Genomic DNA, 19,371 nt, shown 5'->3' on the forward strand with positions numbered 1-19,371 from the left:
TGACGGCATTGCACGGTGAAGGATATGCGTCATAAAAGATGCATCTTCACCGTGCTAGCGTGAGATCCCGCATCGCCAGGGAGGCTCGCCATGCTGAAGAATTACAAGGTCCTGAAGGGTACGGCGAGCGCGCTCGCCCTCGATGATGACAACGATCCGCATATCGAGATCCGCATCGAGGCGAACGGCGTCAGCTACCGGATCGCGGTCAACGTCCGCTCCAAGCAATCGCCCCACGACCTGCTCTATGCCAACATCGTCGATTTCAAGCACGGGGCGCTGACGGAGGCGCTCGAAGCCCTGCCGATGGGCCTGACCGACATCCGCAGGGACCGCCCCGAGCTTACGATCGATTATGTCCGCGGCGGGCTGATAGAACGCGAGGACATGGATGTCGCGCCCTTCCAGCTCTCCGGCCCGAAGAATGATCTGCGCGAGTTCATCGAGCCGATCGTCGAGGAAGCGATTGCCGATCCCGACATCCATTTCTATGCCTTCGGTGAAGCCTGGGGGCCCGAGCACAACAAGCCGGACCAATATTTTGAATTCGAACCGGGCAACGGCATCCACGACATCCACATGAACCAGGGTGACGGCGGCAGCTTCAAGGCCACAAACGGTCCGAACCAGGACGGGGCGCTGCTCGTCCATTTCACCGATACCGACGAATGGGCCGCGATCTTCCTCTGCTTCCAGTCGCAAAACTGGAACACCGATGAGAAGACCGGCCATCCCGTCGCCGAAAACCGCGGCGGCCAGGGCCGCGGCGAAGGCACCCGCCGGCCGCAGCCGGTCGTCGCCTCGTCGCTGCGCATCATCGCCGCGCTGATCAACCCCGTGAATGGCGAAGGCGGCGCGGGAGCCGAAACGGTAACAATCATCAACCGCTCCGACATGGTTGCTTCGCTCGACGGCTGGAAGCTGGAGGACGAGAACGGCCGGACGCAGACGCTGGCGGGAGCGCTTGCCGCAGGCGAGACCCGCACGATCGCGCTCAATGCAGCCGCCGGCGGCCCGCAGCTCGCCAATCGCGGAGGCGACATCATCCTGCGCAACGCCGACGGAGCGGTCGCCGACCGCGTCGGCTACGGAAAGAGCGAGACGGCGAATGAAGGTTGGACGACGATCTTTTGATGGGCGCGCAAGCCCCTCATCCGGCTGCCGCCACCTTCTTCCCCGCCTGCGGGGAGAAGGGGATATGCAGCACCGCCTTCCTCATCTTCAACGTTGCGTTTGGCACGTCCCCTCGCCCCGTGTTTACGGGGAGAGTTAGCGTGAGGGGCAGAGGCTCGTTCCAAAGAACATCTGCAGAAGATCAGCCAAAGAGCACAAAGCCCTCAACCTACCTGCTCACCCACCGATCTCCGCCGAAATCAACCTCCCCAACCGGCTGATGCCATCCTCGATCATCTGCTCGTTGGCGCAGGAGAAGCTGACGCGGAAGGTGTTGGCGCCGGAGCCGTCGGCGAAGAAGGCCTTGCCGGGCACGAAGGCGACCTTGGCGGTTTCCAGCGATCTGGCGAGCAGCTTGGCGCCATCCATGCCTTCCGGCAGCGTGATCCAGATGAACATGCCGCCCTCCGGCTTCGTCCAGCTGGTGCCCTGCCGCATATATTTTTCCAGTGCCGCCAGCATGCAATCGCGGCGCTTGCTGTAGACGGCCTTGATCTTGGCGACCTGCGCGTCGAAACCGCGCTCGGCGACATCTGCTATCGCTATCTGGTTGATCGTCGAGGAGTGCAGGTCGGCCGCCTGCTTCATCAGCACCAGCTTGCGGATGACGAGCGCACTGGCGACGATGAAGCCGACGCGAAGTCCGGGCGCCAGCGTCTTGGAAAAGCTGCCGCAATAGATCGTGCGCGTATCGTTGATATGGCCCTTCTCGGCGATTTCAAGCGCCAGGATCGGCGGGATCGGCTCCCCGTCGTAACGCAGCGACTGGTAGGCCGCATCCTCGATGACGGCGATATCGAGTTCTTCGGCGAGCGCCAGCACCCGCTTGCGGCCGGCGAGATCGACCGTTTCACCTGTGGGATTGGAGAAATCGGTGGAGAGATAGGCGAACTTGACCTTGCCTCCGGCGGCGGCCGCCGCCAGGCGATAGGATTCCGGCGTCCGGTTGCCGCTCGGCGTCAGCTGGTCATAGGCCGGCTCATAGGCGTTGAAGGCCTGCAGCGCGCCGAGATAGGTCGGCCAGGTCACCAGCGCGGTGTCGTTGGGCGACAGGAAGAGCTTGCCGAGATAATCGAGCCCTTGCTGCGAGCCGGAAACGATGAAGACATTGTCGAGCTCGCAGGGAATGCCGAGCGCACCCATCTGCCCGACCAGCCATTCGCGCAGCGGCTTGTAGCCTTCGGAAACCGAATATTGCAGAGCGGAGGTGACGGCCGAACTGCCGAAAATATCCGCGTAAGCCTGCTTGAATTCCTGATCCGGGAACAGCGCAGGGTCCGGAATGCCGCCGGCGAAGGAAATAATGTCAGGCCGGTCGAGAAGTTTCAGAAGCTCGCGGATTTCCGAAGCGCGCATACGGGAGGAGCGCGTCGCAAACATTGCGTCCCAGTTCAGCATGGAGGTTTCCTCTTATTTTCTAATATCCGCAGCTGATCATGCAGGGAAATTTATGTCAACAATACTGACCTATTTTCTTGTCACTGGGACAAAGTTGGAAGATCCGGCATTCGAGAGCCGACGCAAAATCGGACGGACGTTGGAGGTTCCACGCAAATGGCGCACTCCGCGTGAAATTTGCCGCCTCGAGCGACTATTCCTCTGGTCAAAAAGCCGAAAGCGGTCGATACAGTCCTTTCCAAAACCGGCCCGGGGGCAGTAGTGTGCCGCCCATTATTCAATGGACTATCAAGGTGCCAGCATGACCGTGACGTCGACCTCTCCTGAAATCACAATCGAATTCCACAAGTCTCCCGTCCCCGACGCCGATCGCATCAAGGCACTGGAAACACCCGGCTTCGGCAAGATCTTCACCGATCATATGGTCCTGGCACGCTGGACGGCCGACAAGGGCTGGCACGATGCGAAGGTCACGCCGCGCCGCCCTCTGGAACTCGATCCGGCAAGCGCCGTGCTGCACTACGCCCAGGAAATCTTCGAAGGCATGAAGGCCTACAAGGCCGACGACGGCCGCATCCTGCTCTTCCGTCCGGAGGAAAATGCCCGCCGCTTCGCTCAGTCGGCAGCCCGCATGGCAATGCCGGAAGTCCCGGAAGAACTTTTCTTGAAGGCCGTCGAAGAGCTGGTCCGCGTCGACAGGAGCTGGATCCCCTCGGGCGACGCCAGCCTTTACCTCCGCCCCTTCATGTTTGCCAACGAGGCGTTTCTCGGGGTTCGTCCGGCTCAGGAATATGTCTTCTGCATCATCGCCTCCCCGGTCGGCGCCTACTTCAAGGGCGGCGCGAAGGCCGTCTCCCTATGGGTCGAGACTGAATACACGCGTGCAGCCGCTGGCGGTACGGGAGCTGCAAAATGTGGCGGAAACTACGCAGCCAGTCTCGTGGCGCAAGCCGAGGCGACAAAGAAGGGTTGCGATCAGGTCGTCTTCCTGGACGCCGCAGAGCATCGCTGGGTCGAAGAACTCGGCGGCATGAACGTCTTCTTCGTGATGAATGACGGATCGGTGGTGACCCCGCCCCTTGGCGGCACGATCCTGCCAGGCATCACCCGGGCCTCCGTGATTGTGCTCGCTGAAGAAAGAGGCTTGCGCGTCGAGCAACGTCCCTACTCCTTCGCGGAGTGGCAGGACGACGCTGCCAGCGGCAGGCTCGTCGAAGCCTTCGCTTGCGGCACTGCCGCGGTCCTGGCGGGCATCGGCCTGGTTCGACATGCCGGCGGCGAGTTTCTGATCGGAGACGGACAGACCGGCAAGCTGACCAGCGAACTGCGCCAGCAGCTCGTCAGCCTGCAGAAGGGCGTGACGAACGATGAGCACGGCTGGACGCGCCTCATCCCGGCCTAACTCCGGACGTTCCACGTAAATGGCGGCCTCACCACCGACATGGTGGCGCCGCTCTCCGTCTCGTCACAAACTCGCGACCGCCGATTGCGACGCCCCATTTCAAGGATCTCGATTCGCGTCATCTATATCGATAAAAAGACTGACCCCGATGTGACCCAAGTGCTCGACGGCGGAGCGCAACGCTTCTATCACACGTGGGAAATGGTAATCCGGCGTCAGAGATAGCTGAAACCGGCATGTACGGACGGCACCGAATTCAATGGCGAAAATGACGATCTCGCTTCCGGACAATCTGGCGGATTACGTCGCACGCCGTGTCGCAAGCGGCAGATACGCCAACGCCAGCGCATATCTGGCGGAGCTCGTCCTCAAGGACCAGGATCATCGCAAGCTCGATGACGAAGAATTGCGTGAGATGCTGAGGTTGGCTGAGGAGAGCGGCATCAGCGACCGGCGCATTGCCGATATTCTGTTGGAAACGAAGGCAAAGCTGCGTGACAACCTATAGGCTGACCCGAACCGCAGATGCCGTGCTCTCGGGCATCGACGAATATGCCAGCCTGCATTTCGGCGAGGCGCAGGCGGATGCCTATCTCCTCGACTGGGATCGGATTTTCATACTTCTCTCGCGCGTGCCTTCCATGGGAGACGCGTGCGACGAACTCGGCGCCGGCCTTCGCCGCCTTCTTCACATGCGTCACGTCGCATTTTATCGGCAAATACCGGATGGCATCCTCGTCATCGACATCATCGGCGCCGACCGGCTCGCCGATAGACATCTTCAATCCAACCGACAACCCGGATCGGGCGCCCCGCATGCCTGATGACAGCACATCCGCCTTCTACGACAACAACGCAGACTTATACGCCAACCGCGCACGCAGCCTGCCGAAACAGAAGCTCGACGCCTTCCTCGCCCGGCTCGCGCCGGGAGCTGCGATCCTTGAACTCGGCTGCGGCGGCGGGCAGGACAGCGCCTATATGCTAGCGCAGGGTTTCGCCGTGACGCCGACCGACGGCTCTGCTGAACTCGCAAGACAGGCCGAAGCGCGGATCGGCAGGCCGGTGAAGGTGATGCTATTCCAGGAACTCGACGCCGACAGCGCCTTCCACGGTGTCTGGGCGCATGCAAGCCTTCTCCATGTTCCGAGATCCGAGCTGCCCGACGTCTTCACCCGCATCCACCGCGCCCTGAAGCCCGGCGGCCTCCTTCACGCAAGCTTCAAGGCTGGGGAAGCTGAGGGCTATGACGGCTTCGGACGTTATTACAACTATCCTTCCGCCGAATGGCTGTCGGCGCTTTTGACGGAGGGTGGCTGGCGCAACCTCGTCCTGGAGGAAAGCGACGGTGGCGGATATGACGGCAAGCCGACCCGCTGGATCGTGGTGAGCGCCCAAAGATAAAGGCCGGAGCTTCCGCCCCGGCCTCTCGATCCCAGCGGTCTGGAAACGCTTAGTTCACGCTCTTGTCGACCAGCTTGTTCTTGCCGATCCAGGGCATCATGCCGCGCAGCTTGGCGCCGACTTCCTCGATCTGGTGGCTGTCGTTGTTGCGGCGGATACCCTTGAAGCGGGCCGCACCCGACCGGTATTCCTGCATCCATTCCGAGGTGAACTTGCCGGTCTGGATGTCCTTCAGCACGCGCTTCATCTCAGCCTTGGTTTCTTCGGTGATGATGCGCGGGCCCGTGACGTATTCGCCCCACTCGGCCGTGTTGGAGATCGAGTAGTTCATGTTGGCGATGCCGCCTTCATAGATCAGGTCGACGATCAGCTTCACTTCGTGCAGGCACTCGAAATAGGCCATCTCAGGCGCGTAACCGGCTTCGGTCAGCGTTTCGAAACCGGCGCGAATGAGCTCGACGAGACCGCCGCAGAGAACAACCTGTTCGCCGAAGAGGTCGGTTTCGCACTCTTCGCGGAAGTTGGTTTCGATGATGCCGGAACGGCCACCGCCGACGCCGCAGGCGTAGGAGAGCGCGAGTTCAAGCGCATTGCCGGAAGCGTTCTGGTGAACGGCAACGAGGCAGGGAACGCCGCCGCCCTTTTGGTATTCGCCGCGAACCGTGTGGCCCGGGCCCTTCGGCGCGATCATGACGACGTCGACGGAAGCCTTCGGCTCGATCAGGCCGAAATGGACGTTGAGGCCGTGGGCGAAAGCGATCGCAGCGCCGTCGCGGATGTTTGGAGCGATATCGGCCTTGTAGATGTCGGCCTGCAGTTCATCCGGCGTCGCCATCATCATCAGGTCGGCCCAGCCGGCGGCTTCGGCGACCGTCATGACCTTGAAGCCATCGGCTTCGGCCTTCTTGACGGTGGGCGAACCAGCCTTGAGCGCGATGACGAGGTTCTGGGCGCCGCTGTCCTTCAGGTTCAGCGCATGGGCGCGGCCCTGCGAGCCGTAGCCGATGACGGCGACCTTCTTGGCCTTGATGAGGTTGAGATCGGCATCACGATCGTAATAGACGCGCATTTGAAGTTCCTTCCCTTGTGCTTGTCCTGTTGACTGTCCTTTGAGGCGAAATCAGCCGAGAGCCGGCATCTCCGCCAGTACCTTCTCCGTGCCATAAAGCCGGAGGAAGGCGGTCACCGCCTTCTCCGCCTGTCGCGCGGTATCCTTGAGGCCGGGTTCCCCGAGCAGCATGCGCACATGCAGGTCGGAAACGACAAGCCCATAAAGCGTGTGATAGGCCTCGTCGGCATCGGCAAAGCGCAGCAGCCCCGCCCTCTTTCCGGCGTCGATCAGCGCCATGGCGCGCCGGTCGATCTGGCGGCGGCCGCGCTCGAGCAGGAGCTTGCCGAGCTTCGAGCCGTCGCGGTGCGACTGCCCAATGGCGAGACGGTTGAGCGCCAGCGAGACATCGCCGGCGAGAACCTCGAGCAGGTCACGCGCGAAGATGACGACATGGTCGTGCAGGCTCGTCGCCGTCAGTCGCTCGCCGTTGCGCTCGAAGGTGCGCACCTTGCTCGCCTGATAGGCGATCATCGCCGATAGCAACCCGTCGCGGTCGCCGAACCACTTGTAAAGGCTTTCCTTCGAGCAGTTGGCGGCGCGCGCGACACCAGACGTCGTCAGCGCCTTCTCGCCGCCATCGACCAGCAGCTGCAGCGCCTGCTCCAGAACGGCGTTCTGGCGCGGCGAAAACTCGCTCGGCTCTGCAGTATCGACGGACACGGTCATGGCTCCCACAATACGTACCGTACGGTACGGTTCGCGGGCTTTATGCGGCAAACAGATCGGGCCGTCAAGCCGGGCCCGGCAGATTTTTATACGGGAAAGGCGGGTGCGATACCAGAATTGGATAGGCGCGCGCTCATAGGGATTGCATAGTGTCAGGAAACGCCATCTGCCAGGAGCCTTCAATGTCGCGCCTTTCTGACGTCCTTCTCCTGGCGGGAGCGATGCTCCTGGCAACGGCTCCCCTGACAGACCGCGCCTTCGCGCAATCGGAAAACGAGGTCTATAACCGCATCGAGGAATTGCATGGCGATGCCGCGGGCTTCGACCGGCCGCTGCGCCGGCTCGTCCAGGCGATGCGAACGGGCGATGCCGAGACCATCGCCGGCCTCGCCGAATATCCGTTGACCGTCAAGGCCAATGGCGAGACCTACGATGTCGATAATGCCGAGGATTTCATCGAAAATTTCGACGACCTGGTCACAACGGATACCCGCCGCGCCGTCGGGCGCCAGCAATATGAAGATCTCTTCGTCAGCAGCGACGGCGTCATGCTCGCAAACGGCGCCGTCTGGATGGGCGCGGTCTGCGAGGATAATGCCTGCGAGGACAGCCACTGGGCGATCATCGCGGTCAATAACTAGACCGCGCGAAGATATCAGCCGTCATTGCGAAGCTTGCGTGCCAGGGCCTGAAGGGCCTTGAACGCTTCGTAGCGTCTGTCGTGAAGGTCGGAAATCGGGGCTTCCGATGGCAGAAAACGCCTTTCCACCTTTGTCAATCTGCGCATCGCCTCGCCAACACCGGCAAATTGCCGGCCGGCGACGGCGCCGAGGATGGCCGCCCCCAGCAACACCGGCTCCTCGGCCCTCGTCGCCGTCACCGGCTTGCCGGTCGCATCGGCGAGCATCTGACGGACGAAATCGTGCTGGCCGGCCCCGCCGCTGATGACGATATTTTCGACGCTCACACCCGCCTCAACCTGCGTGTCGATGATCTGCCGGAGGCCGTAACCGATGCCGCAAAGCCCCGCGATGTAGAGCGAGACCAGGCTTTCGACATCCCGCTCCATGCCGAGACCGGCAATGAGCGCGCGGGCATGCGGATCGGCGAAGGGGGCACGGTTACCGAGGAATTCAGGAACGACGTGCAGCCCGGCCGCCAGCTTGACGGCATCTGAAGGACGGCCCGCCTTTCCGGTGGCCATGTCTGCAAGCAGGACCGGCAGCGGAACGCCCGCGCCCTTCGAAAGCTCCCTCGCCTCGCTGGCTGCCGGATGAAAAGAGAGAAGATGGTCGATCGCCGCGCCGGCGGCACTCTGGCCGCCCTCGTTCAGCCACAGGCCCGGCACCATCGCCGAATAATAAGGCCCCCAGACGCCGGGAACGAAGGACGGCTCCGCCGTCGATGTCATCGTGCAGGAAGAAGTCCCGAAAACATAGGCAAGGTTTGTTTGCGGATCGGCGCCGACGGTTCCGACACCGCCCGCATGGGCATCGATCAGCCCGGCTGCGACGGCCGTTCCAGGCGTGAGGCCGAGCTCTTCTGCTGCAGCCGCTGTCAGTCCCTTGCCCAGCGCCGCACCGGGCTCGACGACAACGTCGCCGATGCGGGCAAAGCCTTCCTCCGCCAGCACGCCGAGACCGATCTGATGGAAATAACCGCTGTCCCAACGTTTTTCATGGGCGAGATAGGTCCACTTGCAGGTGACCGTGCAGGTCGAGCGCGATAGATCGCCGGTCGCACGCCAGGTCAGGAAATCGGCAAGATCGAAGAATTGCCAGGCGGCATTGAAGACGTCGGGACGGTTTTCCCTAAGCCAGAGAAGCTTGGGCGTTTCCATTTCGGGAGAGATGCGGCCGCCGACATAGCGCAGCACATCGTGTCCAAACGCATTGATGCGTTCCGCCTGCGGGACGGCGCGATGGTCCATCCAAACGATGATATTTCGGTCCGGATCTTCCGAAGGCCCGATGGGAAGCGGCTTGCCGCCTTCGCCGAGGACGACGAGCGAACAGGTGGCGTCGAATCCCAGCCCGACCACCGACGCCGGATCGACGCCGGCTGCGGCAACCGCCTCTCGCACTGCCGCGCAAACGGCGCTCCAGATTTCGGTGCTCGATTGCTCGACCATGGAGCCGGCTTCATGAAACAGGCTTATATTCCGCTTAGCGGAGGCCAGCATGCTGCCGGCCATATCGAACAGGCCGGCCCGGGCGCTGCCGGTGCCGACATCGACGCCGATGACATATTTAGCGCCGGTCTCTGAGGTATGAGATGTGTCGCTCATGATCTCTCGTTTTCGGATCGTCAAAGATCGGATTGATTAGCAGCTACGGTCGAATTTCAAAGTCTGTTGTCTGGAACGATCCCCGCCTCCAGGGAGGCTGACATTACGCGCCTGCGGCGACATAGCAAGGAGGCTGGGCGCTGAGCGCGCCCTCCACCCCGGGGGCGCCATCACAGCCTCCCTCCGACATGTTCCAGAATGGCGGTGAGCTCCCCTGCTCCTGTCGCCACCGCGGCAGCGCCGGCGGCATCGAGGACCGCGCGGCGGCCGGGCCTCGGATCGGCCGGATCGACGAATCCGATGGCCGTCATGCCTGCGGCGATTGCCGCCGCCACGCCGTGGACGCTGTCGTCGATCATTACGCATCTGGCCGGCCGGGCTCGAAAACGCTCGGCGCAATGCAGCAGCAGATCAGGCGCCGGCTTCGGCCGGGATACGAATTCGGCGCTGAAAACGCCTTCGGCGAAGGCACTCCAGAGATCGAGTTTGCCGAGGCTGTTGCGCAGCCGCCGCATCGTGCTGTTCGATGCGACGCATTTCGGACGGTCGAGGCTCTTGACGACCTCGGAAATGCCGGGGATCGGCGTCAGCGAGCGGGCAAATTCCTCGAACAGATGACGATGCCATGCCTCAAACAGCGCGGCGACATCGATGATTCCATATTCGCGTCGGCACATCTCGGCGATGATGCTTTCCGAATTGCCGGTGAATTTGGCATGCGCCTCCGCCGCGGTGATCGCAATGCCGGCGCCTTGCAGCGTCTCCGCCAGCGTGCGGCTGGCGATCGGTTCGCTGTCGATCAGCACGCCGTCGCAATCGAAGATCACCAGATCGATGCTACTCATGGCCCCCGTTATACCGGGATAATCGACACGACTAGTGAGCATGTCTCATCTCCGCGCCTGCAAGGCTAGATCCGGCCGGTCCGTGGTGATCTGCCGGATCGGCTTCGCAAGCCAGTATTCGAGGTCGCTGATTTCATTCGGAACCCATGCGCCGAGGCGGTCGAGCGGAACAAGCCGGGTGATCTCTTCCCATTGCGCCTGAAGAAGAGACACTTCGACGGCGATGATATCCGAGCATTGCTTCATCAGGCTGAGACCGCCGGTCAGGCCGAGGCGCTCGGCTGAATTGGCATCGAAGGAGGACAAGGGGCGAATTCCGGGAGCGGCCTTGCGAATGTCGGCAAGAACGTCGGGATGAAAGCTTGTCAGGATCGAGCGCTCCGCCAGCTCAAGCCGGTTGATAGCGTCAAAGGCTTTGGCGGCAAGCCCTTCATAAGGCGTTCCATCGGCATGGGTCTTCAGTTCGATATGAAGCTCGAGCGTGGTGTCCTTGAAGACGGCAAGTACCTCGTCCAGAGTCGGAATCGTCTCCCCGCCGCTCTCCTTGAGCCGGACTTCGCGATGTTTTCCGGAACTAAGGTCGGCGACCGGGCCTTGCGCATTGGTCGTGCGATCGAGCGTCGGGTCGTGTATGACGAGCATTTCTCCGGATCGTGTCAGGTGGACGTCGAATTCCACGCCATCGACCGGCATTTGCGCAAGGTTACGGAAACCCGAAAGACTGTTCTCGGGCCAGAGATTGCGGCCACCGCGGTGGCCGATGATAAGCACCATCGTTTTGATATCCTTGAGATTCGGCGTGTTACTTTCCGGAGTCCACCAGTCCTTTGGTGAACCAGCGCTGCATGAAGAGAATGACTGCCGCAGGCGGAAGCATAACGAGAAGCGCCGCGCTCATCGCAATGTTCCAGGCAGGTGCGGAGTCCGAGACGGGAACGAGGTGCTTCAGCCCGAGCACCGCCGTTCCCATGTCCTTGTCGGTGGTGAAGAGCAGCGGCCACAAATACTGGTTCCAGCCGTAGAGAAACAGGATGATCGACAGGGCCGCAATGTTGGCGCTCGACAGCGGAAGAAGGATATCCTTGAAGAATTTCAGCGGACCGGCGCCGTCGAGCTTGGCCGCCTCGCAAAGCTCGTCGGGAACGGTCAGGAAGAACTGCCGGAACAGAAAGGTTGCCGAGGCAGAGGCGATCAGCGGCAGGATCAGGCCGGCATAGCTGTTGACCATGTTCCATTTCAACGAGGCTTCGATGCTGTATCCCGTCAGCTGTTCGAGGATACCGGCAAGGCCGATCGTCCCGGCCAGCCAGCGGATCGGGCCGGCGGCATCGGCGACCGCCTCATAAGTCGGGATGATGCGGACCTCGACCGGAAGCATCAGCGACACGAAGATCAGCCAGAACGCCGTCATGCGAAACGGGAAACGGAAATAGGTCACGCCGAACGCGGCAATCAGCGAGATCGCAAGCTTGCCGATGACGATGCCGGCGGTGACGATGATCGAATTCAGGAACAGTTGGGAGAACTCCCCTTGCTGCCAGGCGGCCGCCAGGTTCTCCAAAAAATGCTCACCCGGCGTCACCGGGAACGGCGCCTGCTGAACTTCCTGCAAGGTCAGCGACCCCGCGACGAAGGCGAAGTAGAGGGGCAGGCAAACGAAGATCGCGCCGATCAGCAGCACGGCATGACAAAAGATCGAAAGACCGAGATGACGTTCGGGCATGACTACACCTGGTAATTGACCTTGCGCTCGAGCGCGCGGAACTGGACGATGGTGAAGAGGATGGCGATCAGCATCAACAGCACGGATTGGGCGGCGGACGAGCCGAGATCCAGTTGCACGAAGCCGTCCTGGTAGACCTTGTAGACCAGGCTGTTCGTCGCTCCCGCCGGGCCGCCACGCGTGACGGCATCGATGATGCCGAAGGTTTCAAACAGCCCGTAGACGAAGTTCATTACCACGAGGAAGAAGACCGTCGGCGAAATCAGCGGAAGCGAAATCGTGAAAAAGCGCCGGACGGGTCTTGCACCGTCGAGCTTTGCCGCCTCCAGAAGCGAGACAGGCACGGCCAGCAGTGCGGCGACAAGAAAGATGTAGTCGTAACAGACGTTCTTCCAGACCGAGGCGATCGTCACCAGAAGCTGCGCATCGAAAGGACGCCGGTTCGGATCCCATTGAAAGCCGAGTCCGTGCAGGAACTGCGCGATCGGTCCCACCGCCGGATTGAACAGGAAGGCCCAGATAACCCCTGATATGACCGGCGCAATTGCATAGGGCAACAGGATGATGCTCTTGTAAATTCCCCTGCCCCTGATGACGAAATCGGTCGCAAAGGCGAACAGGCCGGCAAGCAGAAGCGTTGCGGCGTTCTGCGCAACGGTGAAGCACAGCGTGAACAACGCGCTGGCACGATATTCCGGACTGGCGAACAGGTTGTAGAAATTCTCCAGCCCGACGAAAATTTGTGTCCCGCCGAACGGATCCACCTGGACGAAGGCCAGCGACAGCGCCTTGTAAGAAGGTATGAAAAAGAAGAACAGGAGGATCAGCAGCTGCGGCGCCACCAGGCTGAAGGCGAGCCAGGGCTTGTTGAAGTGAGCGGACTTCAACCCGGCCTCCGACGGCTGCGCGAACGAGCGTCCCGTCGACAGAATATCCGCGATGCGAAGGCGCCGGGCGGCGCCTCCGATCGTTCCGAAGGTCCTACTTTGCTGCATGAAGCTGCTCGTACTGCCGAAGGATCTGATTTCCGCGGGTCGCCGCGGCATCCAGTGCCTGCTGCGGTGTCTTCTGGCCGGTCCACACGCCCTGGATCTCTTCCACCAGCAGCGCCATCGACTGGTTATGATTGCCGAAGCGGAAGCCACGCGAGTTGTCGGACGGGGTACCGCGCGTAAGCTGGAGAATGGCGATCTCGCGGGTCGGGTGATCCTTGAAATAGCCCTCCGACTTGGCTTGCTCATAGGCAGCGTTCGTGACCGGGACATAGCCGGTCTGCTTGCTCCACCAGACCTGCGTTTTCGGTGAGGCGATGAAGTTCAGGAAGGCCGCAGCACCAGCATACTCTTCCTCCGACTTGCCTTTGAGAACCCAGAGGGCCCCGCCGCCAATGGTGCTGTTTTTCGGCTCGATGCCTTCCTCATGCGGCAGGAAGGATGCGCTCCAATTGAATTTCGCTGCGCTCTCGACGGCGGCGTGCGCCGCGGTGGAGGCCACATAAGTCGAGCAGGTTCCAGAGGTAAACAGCTGGTCTGGCGAGAGCCCCTGCCCGGCGATCTGCAGGATGCCGGCGTCCATCCACGTCTTGAGGCGTGTCACCTGACCGACCACCAATGGGCTCTTATTGAAGATGAATTCGGTGTCGAGGCCGCCGAAGCCATTCGCCTTGGTGCCGTAAGGCTGGTCCTGGATCGCCGCGTAGTTCTCGATCAGGCTCCAGTAGAAGTCGTTCGCAAGCGCCATCTGGCACTTCGAAATTCCGTTCTCCTTGATAGCGCGGAGCTGCTTGTCGAGTTCCTGCCAGGTCTCGCCCGGCTTGTCGAAGCCGGCTGCCTTGAAATGCTCGGCATTGTACCAGAAGATCGGCGTCGAGCTGTTGAAGGGCATCGCCGCCGGCTTGCCGTCGACGAGATAAAAGCCGGCGACCGGGGCGACGAAATCGTTCCAGTCAACCTTATAGCCTTCCTTCTCCATCAGCTGCGGCACCGGAATGATGGCGCCTGAATTGTACATGGTCAGGAAGCCTCGCTCGGCGGCCTGGATCAGCACCGGCTGCTGGTGGACGCGGTAGGCGGCCACCATCGCCGCCATAGTCTCCTCGTAATTGCCTTTGCCGATGCCGACGACCTCGTATTTGTCTTGCGAGGCGTTGAAGTCCGCAATCAGCTTGTTGGTGATTTCGGCGAGGCGCCCGCCCGCCGCATTCCACCATTCGATCTTGACGCGATCGGCTGCGCTGGCGTCGCCAGCATTTGCCAATCCGATTGCCGCCAGTGCAGCGCCCGCCGCGAATGACCGGATCGTTCGCCCCATGCGGGCGCCGATCGAAGACTTTGCCGTCATCTCGTTTTCCTCTCCATTGCCGTTATTCGCCGACCGGCGCGTCCAACGCCGATCAACCCCTCCCAGAGTGGCGATAAAAGAAGGTTGGGGTTACCTGTTACAAATGTCAATAGCATGTTACAAATGTATGACGATCCCGGAGGAAGGATGCCATGGCGGCCATCGAACTGATCGACCTGAAGAAAAACTACGGACCGGTTCCCGCGGTAAAAGGGATCAATCTTACCGTCGCAGACGGGGAAATGATCGTATTGGTCGGGCCATCGGGATGCGGAAAATCCACCTTGCTGCGGATGATTGCCGGTCTCGAAGCCATAAGCTCGGGGCATCTCAGGATTGCCGGAAGCGAGGTCGGTCATGTCGATCCGGCCGACCGCGACATTGCGATGGTCTTCCAGAACTACGCGCTCTATCCGCACATGACCGTTCGGCAGAATCTCGAATACGGGCTCAAGAACCGCCGCGTCCCTCGCCATGAGATTGATCGGCGGATCGCTGACGCCGCCGACATTCTGGAAATCGGCGAATTCCTCGAGCGACGCCCCCGTCAGCTCTCGGGCGGACAGCGCCAGCGCGTTGCCATGGGCCGCGCCATCGTCCGCAACCCCGCCGCCTTCCTCTTCGACGAACCACTATCGAACCTGGATGCGAAGCTTCGCTTGCAAATGCGCGTCGAAATCCGCAGGCTGCAGCGGCAGCTCAAGACGACAAGCCTCTATGTCACGCACGACCAGCTCGAGGCGATGACGCTCGCCGACAGGCTGGTCGTCATGAATGGCGGTCGGATCGAACAGGTGGGGACACCGATCGAGGTCTATCGCCGTCCTGAAACCGTCTTTGTTGCCGGCTTCATCGGTTCTCCGCCGATGAACCTTGTTTGTCTCGACGAACTCGGCCCATGCACGCTTGCGCTTCCCAGAGAGACGAATCTCATTGGGATCCGACCTGGCGCAATCAAACTCGGCAAGGGTGCGGCGGACGATCTCGGCTTCGACGCCAACGTCGAATTGATCGAAACGGTCGGCGACGAGAACAATGTGCATCTGCGCATCGACGGCACTGATAAGCGCCTCGTGGCCAGTGTCCCCAGCGATCAGCGTTTGCGGGAGGGCGATCGAGTGACGTGTTATGTCGGAATCGATGGCCTGCATCCCTTCAACACGGCGACGGGGCGGCGGACCGACTGAGGGAAGTCATCACATCCGACCCTTGCGATTGACAAGCGTTGGGGATTCAACATCCATGGCGTCGAAGCGGAGGCGCAGATTATCGCATGTCACAGAACAGAAGTGTTCCCTTCGCGCCCGTTGCGCTGCCGGACGAGCAGATGCAGGTGCGCGTCGTCTGGCTCTATTACATGGAGGGACGCACGCAGGGTGAGATCGCCGAAGCGCTTTCGACCAACAGGCTTCGCGTCAACAAGATCATCGCCGAGGCACGCCGATCCGGCCTTGTGACGATTACCCTCAACTCCCGACTGACGTCCTGCATCGCACTGGAGCAGCAGCTGGCGACGGAATTCTCGCTGAATCGCGCCATCATCGTGCCGACACCGCAGGACGAAGAGCTCATCCCGGTCCTGCTCGGCCAGGCGGCCGCCGATTATCTCGTGCAATTGCTGAACGGCGGCAATATCCGCGGCGTCGGCGTCGGCTGGGGGGCTACGCTTCGCGAGATGGTGCGTCATATGCCTTCGCTCCGACGGCCTGAGATCTGCGTCAATTCGGTGATGGGCGGGCTGACGCACGGGATCGAAATCAATACCTTTGACATCGCCAGCGATCTTGCCCGCCAGCTCAATGCCGAATGCTCCTATCTTGCGGCGCCGATCTATGCCGGCAGCCCGGAATCACGGACGGCGATCGTCCGGCAGGACGTTTTTGAGACCGCCTTCCGGCAGATCGAGGCCAATGACGTCATCGTGCTCAGCATCGGCGACATGACCGAGCGCTCGCTGCTGATGCGTTACGGCCTGCCGAACAACGTCAACATAGAAGAACTGGTCGCAGCCGGCGCCTGCGGTGACGTGCTCGGCCAGTTCGTCGATAAGATCGGGCGCCCCATCGAGCACGCGATAAACAGGTGCGCGATCGCCCCCGAGCTGGAAGCCCTGCGCGCCATTCCCAATGTCGTCTTCGCGTCAGGCGGCCTAAACAAGGCGCAGGCGATCGCAGCCGTGTTGCTGTCCGGCCTGGGCAACGTGTTGATTTGCGATGAAGACACTGCACGGCAAGCGCGACAGCTTGCGTTCGATCTCAGGGCAGGCGGCGGTTCATAGAGCCGCCGCACAGCCGGCGGGAATCGAAAGCGGTTCTGCCGGCGGCGCCTTGTCAATCGCGTAGAGCTTGGCGAAACCGGCATCCTCGATCAGCGTCAGACCAGCCGGCATCACGGTGCCGACATAGCGGTCGAGAATATCGGCGTTCGCGACGAGAATGAAATCGAAACGTCCGCGCCAGTCCGACAGATAGGGTGTGAAGTTTTCATAGACCTGCATCATTGCCGGGCACAAGAGCACGCCGATCGATAGCAGATTGCCTTCGGGGACCGCGATCTCAGACCATGGTGGCAGAACCGATAGCGGCTGCTTGCCTTTTGCGGTGAAGAGCGTCGGCACGAACGCATGCGCGAGAGGCGTGGCAAGCGTTGGCAGGTGCCAGAAAGTCTCCTCCCTAAAGAAAAAATACCGGCTTGAGTGCGCAAGTCCGCTCACCATGCCAGGGTCATGCCCCAAGGGCAGAACGGCCGCGCCGACCGGCACCTTTTTGAGTACGGCCTCGACGGCAGCAACGTCCTTTTGTGCAAGCCACCAGTTCCAGCCGATCCAGCCCGTCCGGCCGAAAACCGCGAGATTGACGACAAGCGCCAGCATCAGCGCCTGCCGGCGCGACAGACTGGCGAATGGACACACCATGGCCATGGCGACGAGCGCCGTCATGATCGGAAAGCGCCAACTGATCCATCCGGTTCCGAGCATATGGCGAGGCGAAACACAAGAGAGCAGCAGCAGCCCGCCGGCGGCCACGGCAAGGCCCGCATGCACGCGGATATCGCCCGCGCGTGAAGCACGTGTGCAGATGAGGAGCAGCGGCAGAACCAGCACCACGTCCACCAGCGGAATGTATGTGGTGATCGCGGAGAGCAAATTCATGACAATCAGGACGACGCTGTCATTCCAGGCAAGGGCAAGGCCGTTATCACCGGCGTCGGGCAAAGCTGGCGATCGGAGGTAGAGGGCGAACGGTGGCAGAACGCAGGCGCCGAGCGCCAGTGCCAACCGGCCGGCGAGCCTTACCAGCCCGGCCTTCGACCGCACTATGTTGAAACGCCATGAAAATTCGAGGCCGCAGACGATCGCCATGTAGAAGCCGAGCGAGAAGATGTGCATCACCGTCAGCAGCAGCGCGGCGGCAAGCCGCCAGGCAAACAGCAGGGCGAAGTTGCGGCGCTGCAGCCGAAGATCGGCGCAGGCGAAGAACAAGGCCATGCCGAGGCCGATCTGGAAATTGATGAAGCCGCCGATCATGGTGGCGCACCAGCCGAGCGACAGCATGGCGATCTGCCAGTAGTGCCGACCGCCGAAAAGCGTGCGATGCAGGCTGATCGCGCCGAGCGGCGGCAGCACGATCGCCAGGAAAAGCAAAGCCCGCGCCAGCCGGTCGGCGCCGACGAGCGGGCCTATTCCGGTCGCTAGAAGATCGATCCCAACATTTGTAAAGGTGCGGTTCCAGTCGACCGCATAGATCTCCGGAAACGGCCGTTCGCTGATCCCGCCCGAAAGCAGCCATATCCGGGCGTAGTGATTGGCGTAGTCGAGAACCGGCGGGAAGGGAAAGAGGACGACCAGTGCCGCCGCAAGCGCGACGAACACGGCAATCGCAATGGTGGAATCCTGCCGGGCGGTCGCCTCCGCAGATTCGGTTGCGGCCGCTGGTGGTCCCGCCATCCGGTCCATCAACTGACCCGACTCTTCTTGTGTGGCCGCGGCGGCTCGTTCGAGCCAAGGGCTGCATCCAGCGCAGCGCGCTTGTCGCCGGCGCTCATCTCTGAAAAAGCCGGCGGCAGTTCAGCCTGGTCGCCACCGTGCAGGATCGTCTCGATCATGAACATCGGCCGCCTCTTGCTCTCCTGCACCAAGCGGCCGAGATACTCGCCGATGATGCCGATGCAGATTAGTTGGATGGCGCTGAAGACGCTGACAGCGGCCATGATCGACGACCAGCCGGTGACCGTTTCGCCTTGCAGCCAGCGCACGAAAGTATAGGCGAGCAACGCGACAGCGACGCCGGCGCTAACAATCCCTAACCATGTAGCGATGCGCAGCGGCGTCGTCGAGAAGCTGGTGATCGCATCGAGCGCGAAATTGATCATCTTGCGCAGCGGATATTTGGTCGTGCCGGCATAGCGCGCGTCGCGCTCATAGGGGAGAGCGACCTGCCTGCCGCCGATCCAGCTGACCATCCCGCGGATGAACCGATCGCGCTCCGGCATCGCCAGCAGGATATCGACGACCCGCCGGCGCATCAGGCGGAAATCGCCGGTATCGCGCGGGATGGTCACCGAAGCGAGCCTGGAGAGCGCCCGATAGAAAAGCGAAGCGGAGGCAAGCTTGAACCATGTCTCGCCCTCGCGGCGCGTGCGCTGGCCGTAGACGACGTCGGCGCCGCGCTCCATGATCGGCATCATCATCAACAGCAGCTCGGGTGGATCCTGAAGATCGGCGTCGATCAGAAGAACGCGCTCACCACGCGACGCCGAAAGACCCGCCGTCGACGCCAGTTGGTGGCCGTGATTGCGCAGCAGACGCACCCCGACAACCTGTGGCACATTGGCCGCCAGATCCGAAATGATCTCCCACGTACCGTCCGACGAGCCGTCATCGACGAGAATAAGCTCGAAGGCGTCGCCGGCAACGCTCTGCGCAGCCGCGGCGGCCCGGCGGCAGAACTCGCGCAGGCCCTCTTCCTCGTTGTGACAAGGCGCGACGATGGACAGAAACGGTGCTTGTGTCATGCGGACGGC

19 protein-coding genes are annotated in these 19,371 nt (G+C 61.7%); 8 read left to right on the forward strand and 11 right to left on the reverse strand.

Annotated elements, in window-relative coordinates; translation table 11 throughout:
* Positions 1-90: 90 nt before the first annotated feature.
* Positions 91-1,134 (forward strand): DUF2278 family protein, encoded by a 1,044-nt coding sequence (locus J0663_RS01185; RefSeq protein ID WP_207242668.1) that lies wholly within the window; start codon positions 91-93, stop codon positions 1,132-1,134.
* 216 nt (positions 1,135-1,350) lie between these two features.
* On the opposite strand, the gene J0663_RS01190 is transcribed toward J0663_RS01185, so the two are convergent.
* Positions 1,351-2,571: an aminotransferase-like domain-containing protein gene (locus J0663_RS01190; protein ID WP_207242669.1), complete on the reverse strand. Its 1,221-nt coding sequence runs from the start codon at positions 2,569-2,571 to the stop codon at positions 1,351-1,353.
* A gap of 301 nt (positions 2,572-2,872) precedes the next feature.
* Here J0663_RS01190 and J0663_RS01195 point away from each other — a divergent pair, with 301 nt between their 5' ends.
* From J0663_RS01195 to J0663_RS01210, 4 genes are all read left to right on the forward strand, one after another.
* A complete protein-coding gene (locus J0663_RS01195; protein ID WP_207242670.1) occupies positions 2,873-3,973 on the forward strand; it encodes a branched-chain amino acid aminotransferase in 1,101 nt (366 codons plus the stop codon).
* Positions 3,974-4,232: 259 nt separating this feature from the next.
* A complete protein-coding gene (locus tag J0663_RS01200; RefSeq protein WP_207242671.1) occupies positions 4,233-4,481 on the forward strand; it encodes a ribbon-helix-helix domain-containing protein in 249 nt (82 codons plus the stop codon).
* Entirely contained in the window at positions 4,468-4,797 is a 330-nt protein-coding gene (locus J0663_RS01205) for a type II toxin-antitoxin system RelE/ParE family toxin (protein ID WP_207242672.1), read from the forward strand. The genes J0663_RS01200 and J0663_RS01205 overlap by 14 nt, the downstream gene beginning before the upstream one ends.
* Positions 4,790-5,377, forward strand: a complete 588-nt coding sequence (locus J0663_RS01210) for a class I SAM-dependent DNA methyltransferase (RefSeq protein WP_207242673.1) — start codon at positions 4,790-4,792, stop codon at positions 5,375-5,377. Before J0663_RS01205 ends, J0663_RS01210 begins: the two co-directional genes overlap by 8 nt.
* A gap of 49 nt (positions 5,378-5,426) precedes the next feature.
* Here J0663_RS01210 and ilvC read toward each other — a convergent pair whose 3' ends face one another.
* Positions 5,427-6,446 carry a ketol-acid reductoisomerase gene (gene ilvC / locus J0663_RS01215; RefSeq protein WP_004668557.1) on the reverse strand — a complete coding sequence of 340 codons (1,020 nt, stop codon included), beginning with the start codon at positions 6,444-6,446 and terminating at the stop codon, positions 5,427-5,429.
* Between the two features lie 51 nt (positions 6,447-6,497).
* Complete coding sequence (locus J0663_RS01220; protein WP_207242674.1) at positions 6,498-7,154, reverse strand: TetR/AcrR family transcriptional regulator; 657 nt, start codon at positions 7,152-7,154, stop codon at positions 6,498-6,500.
* 182 nt (positions 7,155-7,336) lie between these two features.
* Between J0663_RS01220 and J0663_RS01225 the strand changes: the two genes are divergently transcribed.
* Positions 7,337-7,795, forward strand: a complete 459-nt coding sequence (locus tag J0663_RS01225) for a hypothetical protein (protein WP_207242675.1) — start codon at positions 7,337-7,339, stop codon at positions 7,793-7,795.
* 14 nt (positions 7,796-7,809) lie between these two features.
* Here the strand turns inward: J0663_RS01225 and J0663_RS01230 are convergent, their stop codons facing one another.
* The 6 genes from J0663_RS01230 to J0663_RS01255 form a co-directional block, all read right to left on the reverse strand.
* On the reverse strand, positions 7,810-9,441 hold the full coding sequence (locus J0663_RS01230) for an FGGY-family carbohydrate kinase (protein ID WP_207242676.1): 1,632 nt from the start codon (positions 9,439-9,441) through the stop codon (positions 7,810-7,812).
* A 170-nt stretch (positions 9,442-9,611) separates the two neighbouring features.
* A complete protein-coding gene (locus J0663_RS01235) occupies positions 9,612-10,328 on the reverse strand; it encodes an HAD family hydrolase (RefSeq protein ID WP_207242677.1) in 717 nt (238 codons plus the stop codon).
* Between the two features lie 3 nt (positions 10,329-10,331).
* A complete protein-coding gene (locus tag J0663_RS01240) occupies positions 10,332-11,060 on the reverse strand; it encodes a glycerophosphodiester phosphodiesterase family protein (protein ID WP_207242678.1) in 729 nt (242 codons plus the stop codon).
* 28 nt (positions 11,061-11,088) lie between these two features.
* Positions 11,089-12,009, reverse strand: coding sequence for an ABC transporter permease subunit (locus J0663_RS01245; RefSeq protein WP_207242679.1), 921 nt, complete (start codon positions 12,007-12,009; stop codon positions 11,089-11,091).
* 2 nt (positions 12,010-12,011) lie between these two features.
* Entirely contained in the window at positions 12,012-13,004 is a 993-nt protein-coding gene (locus tag J0663_RS01250) for an ABC transporter permease subunit (protein ID WP_207242680.1), read from the reverse strand.
* Positions 12,991-14,349, reverse strand: a complete 1,359-nt coding sequence (locus J0663_RS01255; RefSeq protein ID WP_207242681.1) for an extracellular solute-binding protein — start codon at positions 14,347-14,349, stop codon at positions 12,991-12,993. The genes J0663_RS01250 and J0663_RS01255 overlap by 14 nt, the downstream gene beginning before the upstream one ends.
* Positions 14,350-14,501: 152 nt before the next feature.
* Here J0663_RS01255 and J0663_RS01260 point away from each other — a divergent pair, with 152 nt between their 5' ends.
* Positions 14,502-15,536, forward strand: a complete 1,035-nt coding sequence (locus J0663_RS01260; RefSeq protein WP_207242682.1) for a sn-glycerol-3-phosphate import ATP-binding protein UgpC — start codon at positions 14,502-14,504, stop codon at positions 15,534-15,536.
* A gap of 86 nt (positions 15,537-15,622) precedes the next feature.
* A complete protein-coding gene (locus J0663_RS01265) occupies positions 15,623-16,627 on the forward strand; it encodes a sugar-binding transcriptional regulator (RefSeq protein ID WP_207242683.1) in 1,005 nt (334 codons plus the stop codon).
* Here J0663_RS01265 and J0663_RS01270 read toward each other — a convergent pair.
* Together J0663_RS01270 and J0663_RS01275 are read right to left on the reverse strand one after the other, a co-directional pair.
* A complete protein-coding gene (locus J0663_RS01270) occupies positions 16,622-18,304 on the reverse strand; it encodes a hypothetical protein (protein ID WP_207242684.1) in 1,683 nt (560 codons plus the stop codon). The two genes, J0663_RS01265 and J0663_RS01270, sit on opposite strands and share 6 nt — an antisense overlap.
* On the reverse strand, positions 18,304-19,362 hold the full coding sequence (locus tag J0663_RS01275) for a glycosyltransferase family 2 protein (protein WP_207242685.1): 1,059 nt from the start codon (positions 19,360-19,362) through the stop codon (positions 18,304-18,306). The genes J0663_RS01270 and J0663_RS01275 overlap by 1 nt, the downstream gene beginning before the upstream one ends.
* Positions 19,363-19,371: the final 9 nt, after the last annotated feature.

Origin of the sequence: Rhizobium lentis (genome assembly GCF_017352135.1) — a bacterium.
GTDB classification, from domain to species: domain Bacteria; phylum Pseudomonadota; class Alphaproteobacteria; order Rhizobiales; family Rhizobiaceae; genus Rhizobium; species Rhizobium lentis.

Excerpts from the sequence above, each read along its gene's own strand:
- J0663_RS01185 (WP_207242668.1), top strand. The coding sequence starts at position 91 with ATGCTGAAGAATTACAAGGTCCTGAAGGGTACGGCGAGCGCGCTCGCC.
- J0663_RS01190 (WP_207242669.1), bottom strand. The coding sequence starts at position 2,571 with ATGCTGAACTGGGACGCAATGTTTGCGACGCGCTCCTCCCGTATGCGC.
- J0663_RS01195 (WP_207242670.1), top strand. The coding sequence starts at position 2,873 with ATGACCGTGACGTCGACCTCTCCTGAAATCACAATCGAATTCCACAAG.
- J0663_RS01200 (WP_207242671.1), top strand. The coding sequence starts at position 4,233 with ATGGCGAAAATGACGATCTCGCTTCCGGACAATCTGGCGGATTACGTC.
- J0663_RS01210 (WP_207242673.1), top strand. The coding sequence starts at position 4,790 with ATGCCTGATGACAGCACATCCGCCTTCTACGACAACAACGCAGACTTA.
- ilvC (WP_004668557.1), bottom strand. The coding sequence starts at position 6,446 with ATGCGCGTCTATTACGATCGTGATGCCGATCTCAACCTCATCAAGGCC.
- J0663_RS01220 (WP_207242674.1), bottom strand. The coding sequence starts at position 7,154 with ATGACCGTGTCCGTCGATACTGCAGAGCCGAGCGAGTTTTCGCCGCGC.
- J0663_RS01225 (WP_207242675.1), top strand. The coding sequence starts at position 7,337 with ATGTCGCGCCTTTCTGACGTCCTTCTCCTGGCGGGAGCGATGCTCCTG.
- J0663_RS01230 (WP_207242676.1), bottom strand. The coding sequence starts at position 9,441 with ATGAGCGACACATCTCATACCTCAGAGACCGGCGCTAAATATGTCATC.
- J0663_RS01235 (WP_207242677.1), bottom strand. The coding sequence starts at position 10,328 with ATGCTCACTAGTCGTGTCGATTATCCCGGTATAACGGGGGCCATGAGT.
- J0663_RS01240 (WP_207242678.1), bottom strand. The coding sequence starts at position 11,060 with ATGGTGCTTATCATCGGCCACCGCGGTGGCCGCAATCTCTGGCCCGAG.
- J0663_RS01245 (WP_207242679.1), bottom strand. The coding sequence starts at position 12,009 with ATGCCCGAACGTCATCTCGGTCTTTCGATCTTTTGTCATGCCGTGCTG.
- J0663_RS01250 (WP_207242680.1), bottom strand. The coding sequence starts at position 13,004 with ATGCAGCAAAGTAGGACCTTCGGAACGATCGGAGGCGCCGCCCGGCGC.
- J0663_RS01255 (WP_207242681.1), bottom strand. The coding sequence starts at position 14,349 with ATGACGGCAAAGTCTTCGATCGGCGCCCGCATGGGGCGAACGATCCGG.
- J0663_RS01260 (WP_207242682.1), top strand. The coding sequence starts at position 14,502 with ATGGCGGCCATCGAACTGATCGACCTGAAGAAAAACTACGGACCGGTT.
- J0663_RS01265 (WP_207242683.1), top strand. The coding sequence starts at position 15,623 with ATGTCACAGAACAGAAGTGTTCCCTTCGCGCCCGTTGCGCTGCCGGAC.
- J0663_RS01270 (WP_207242684.1), bottom strand. The coding sequence starts at position 18,304 with ATGGACCGGATGGCGGGACCACCAGCGGCCGCAACCGAATCTGCGGAG.
- J0663_RS01275 (WP_207242685.1), bottom strand. The coding sequence starts at position 19,362 with ATGACACAAGCACCGTTTCTGTCCATCGTCGCGCCTTGTCACAACGAG.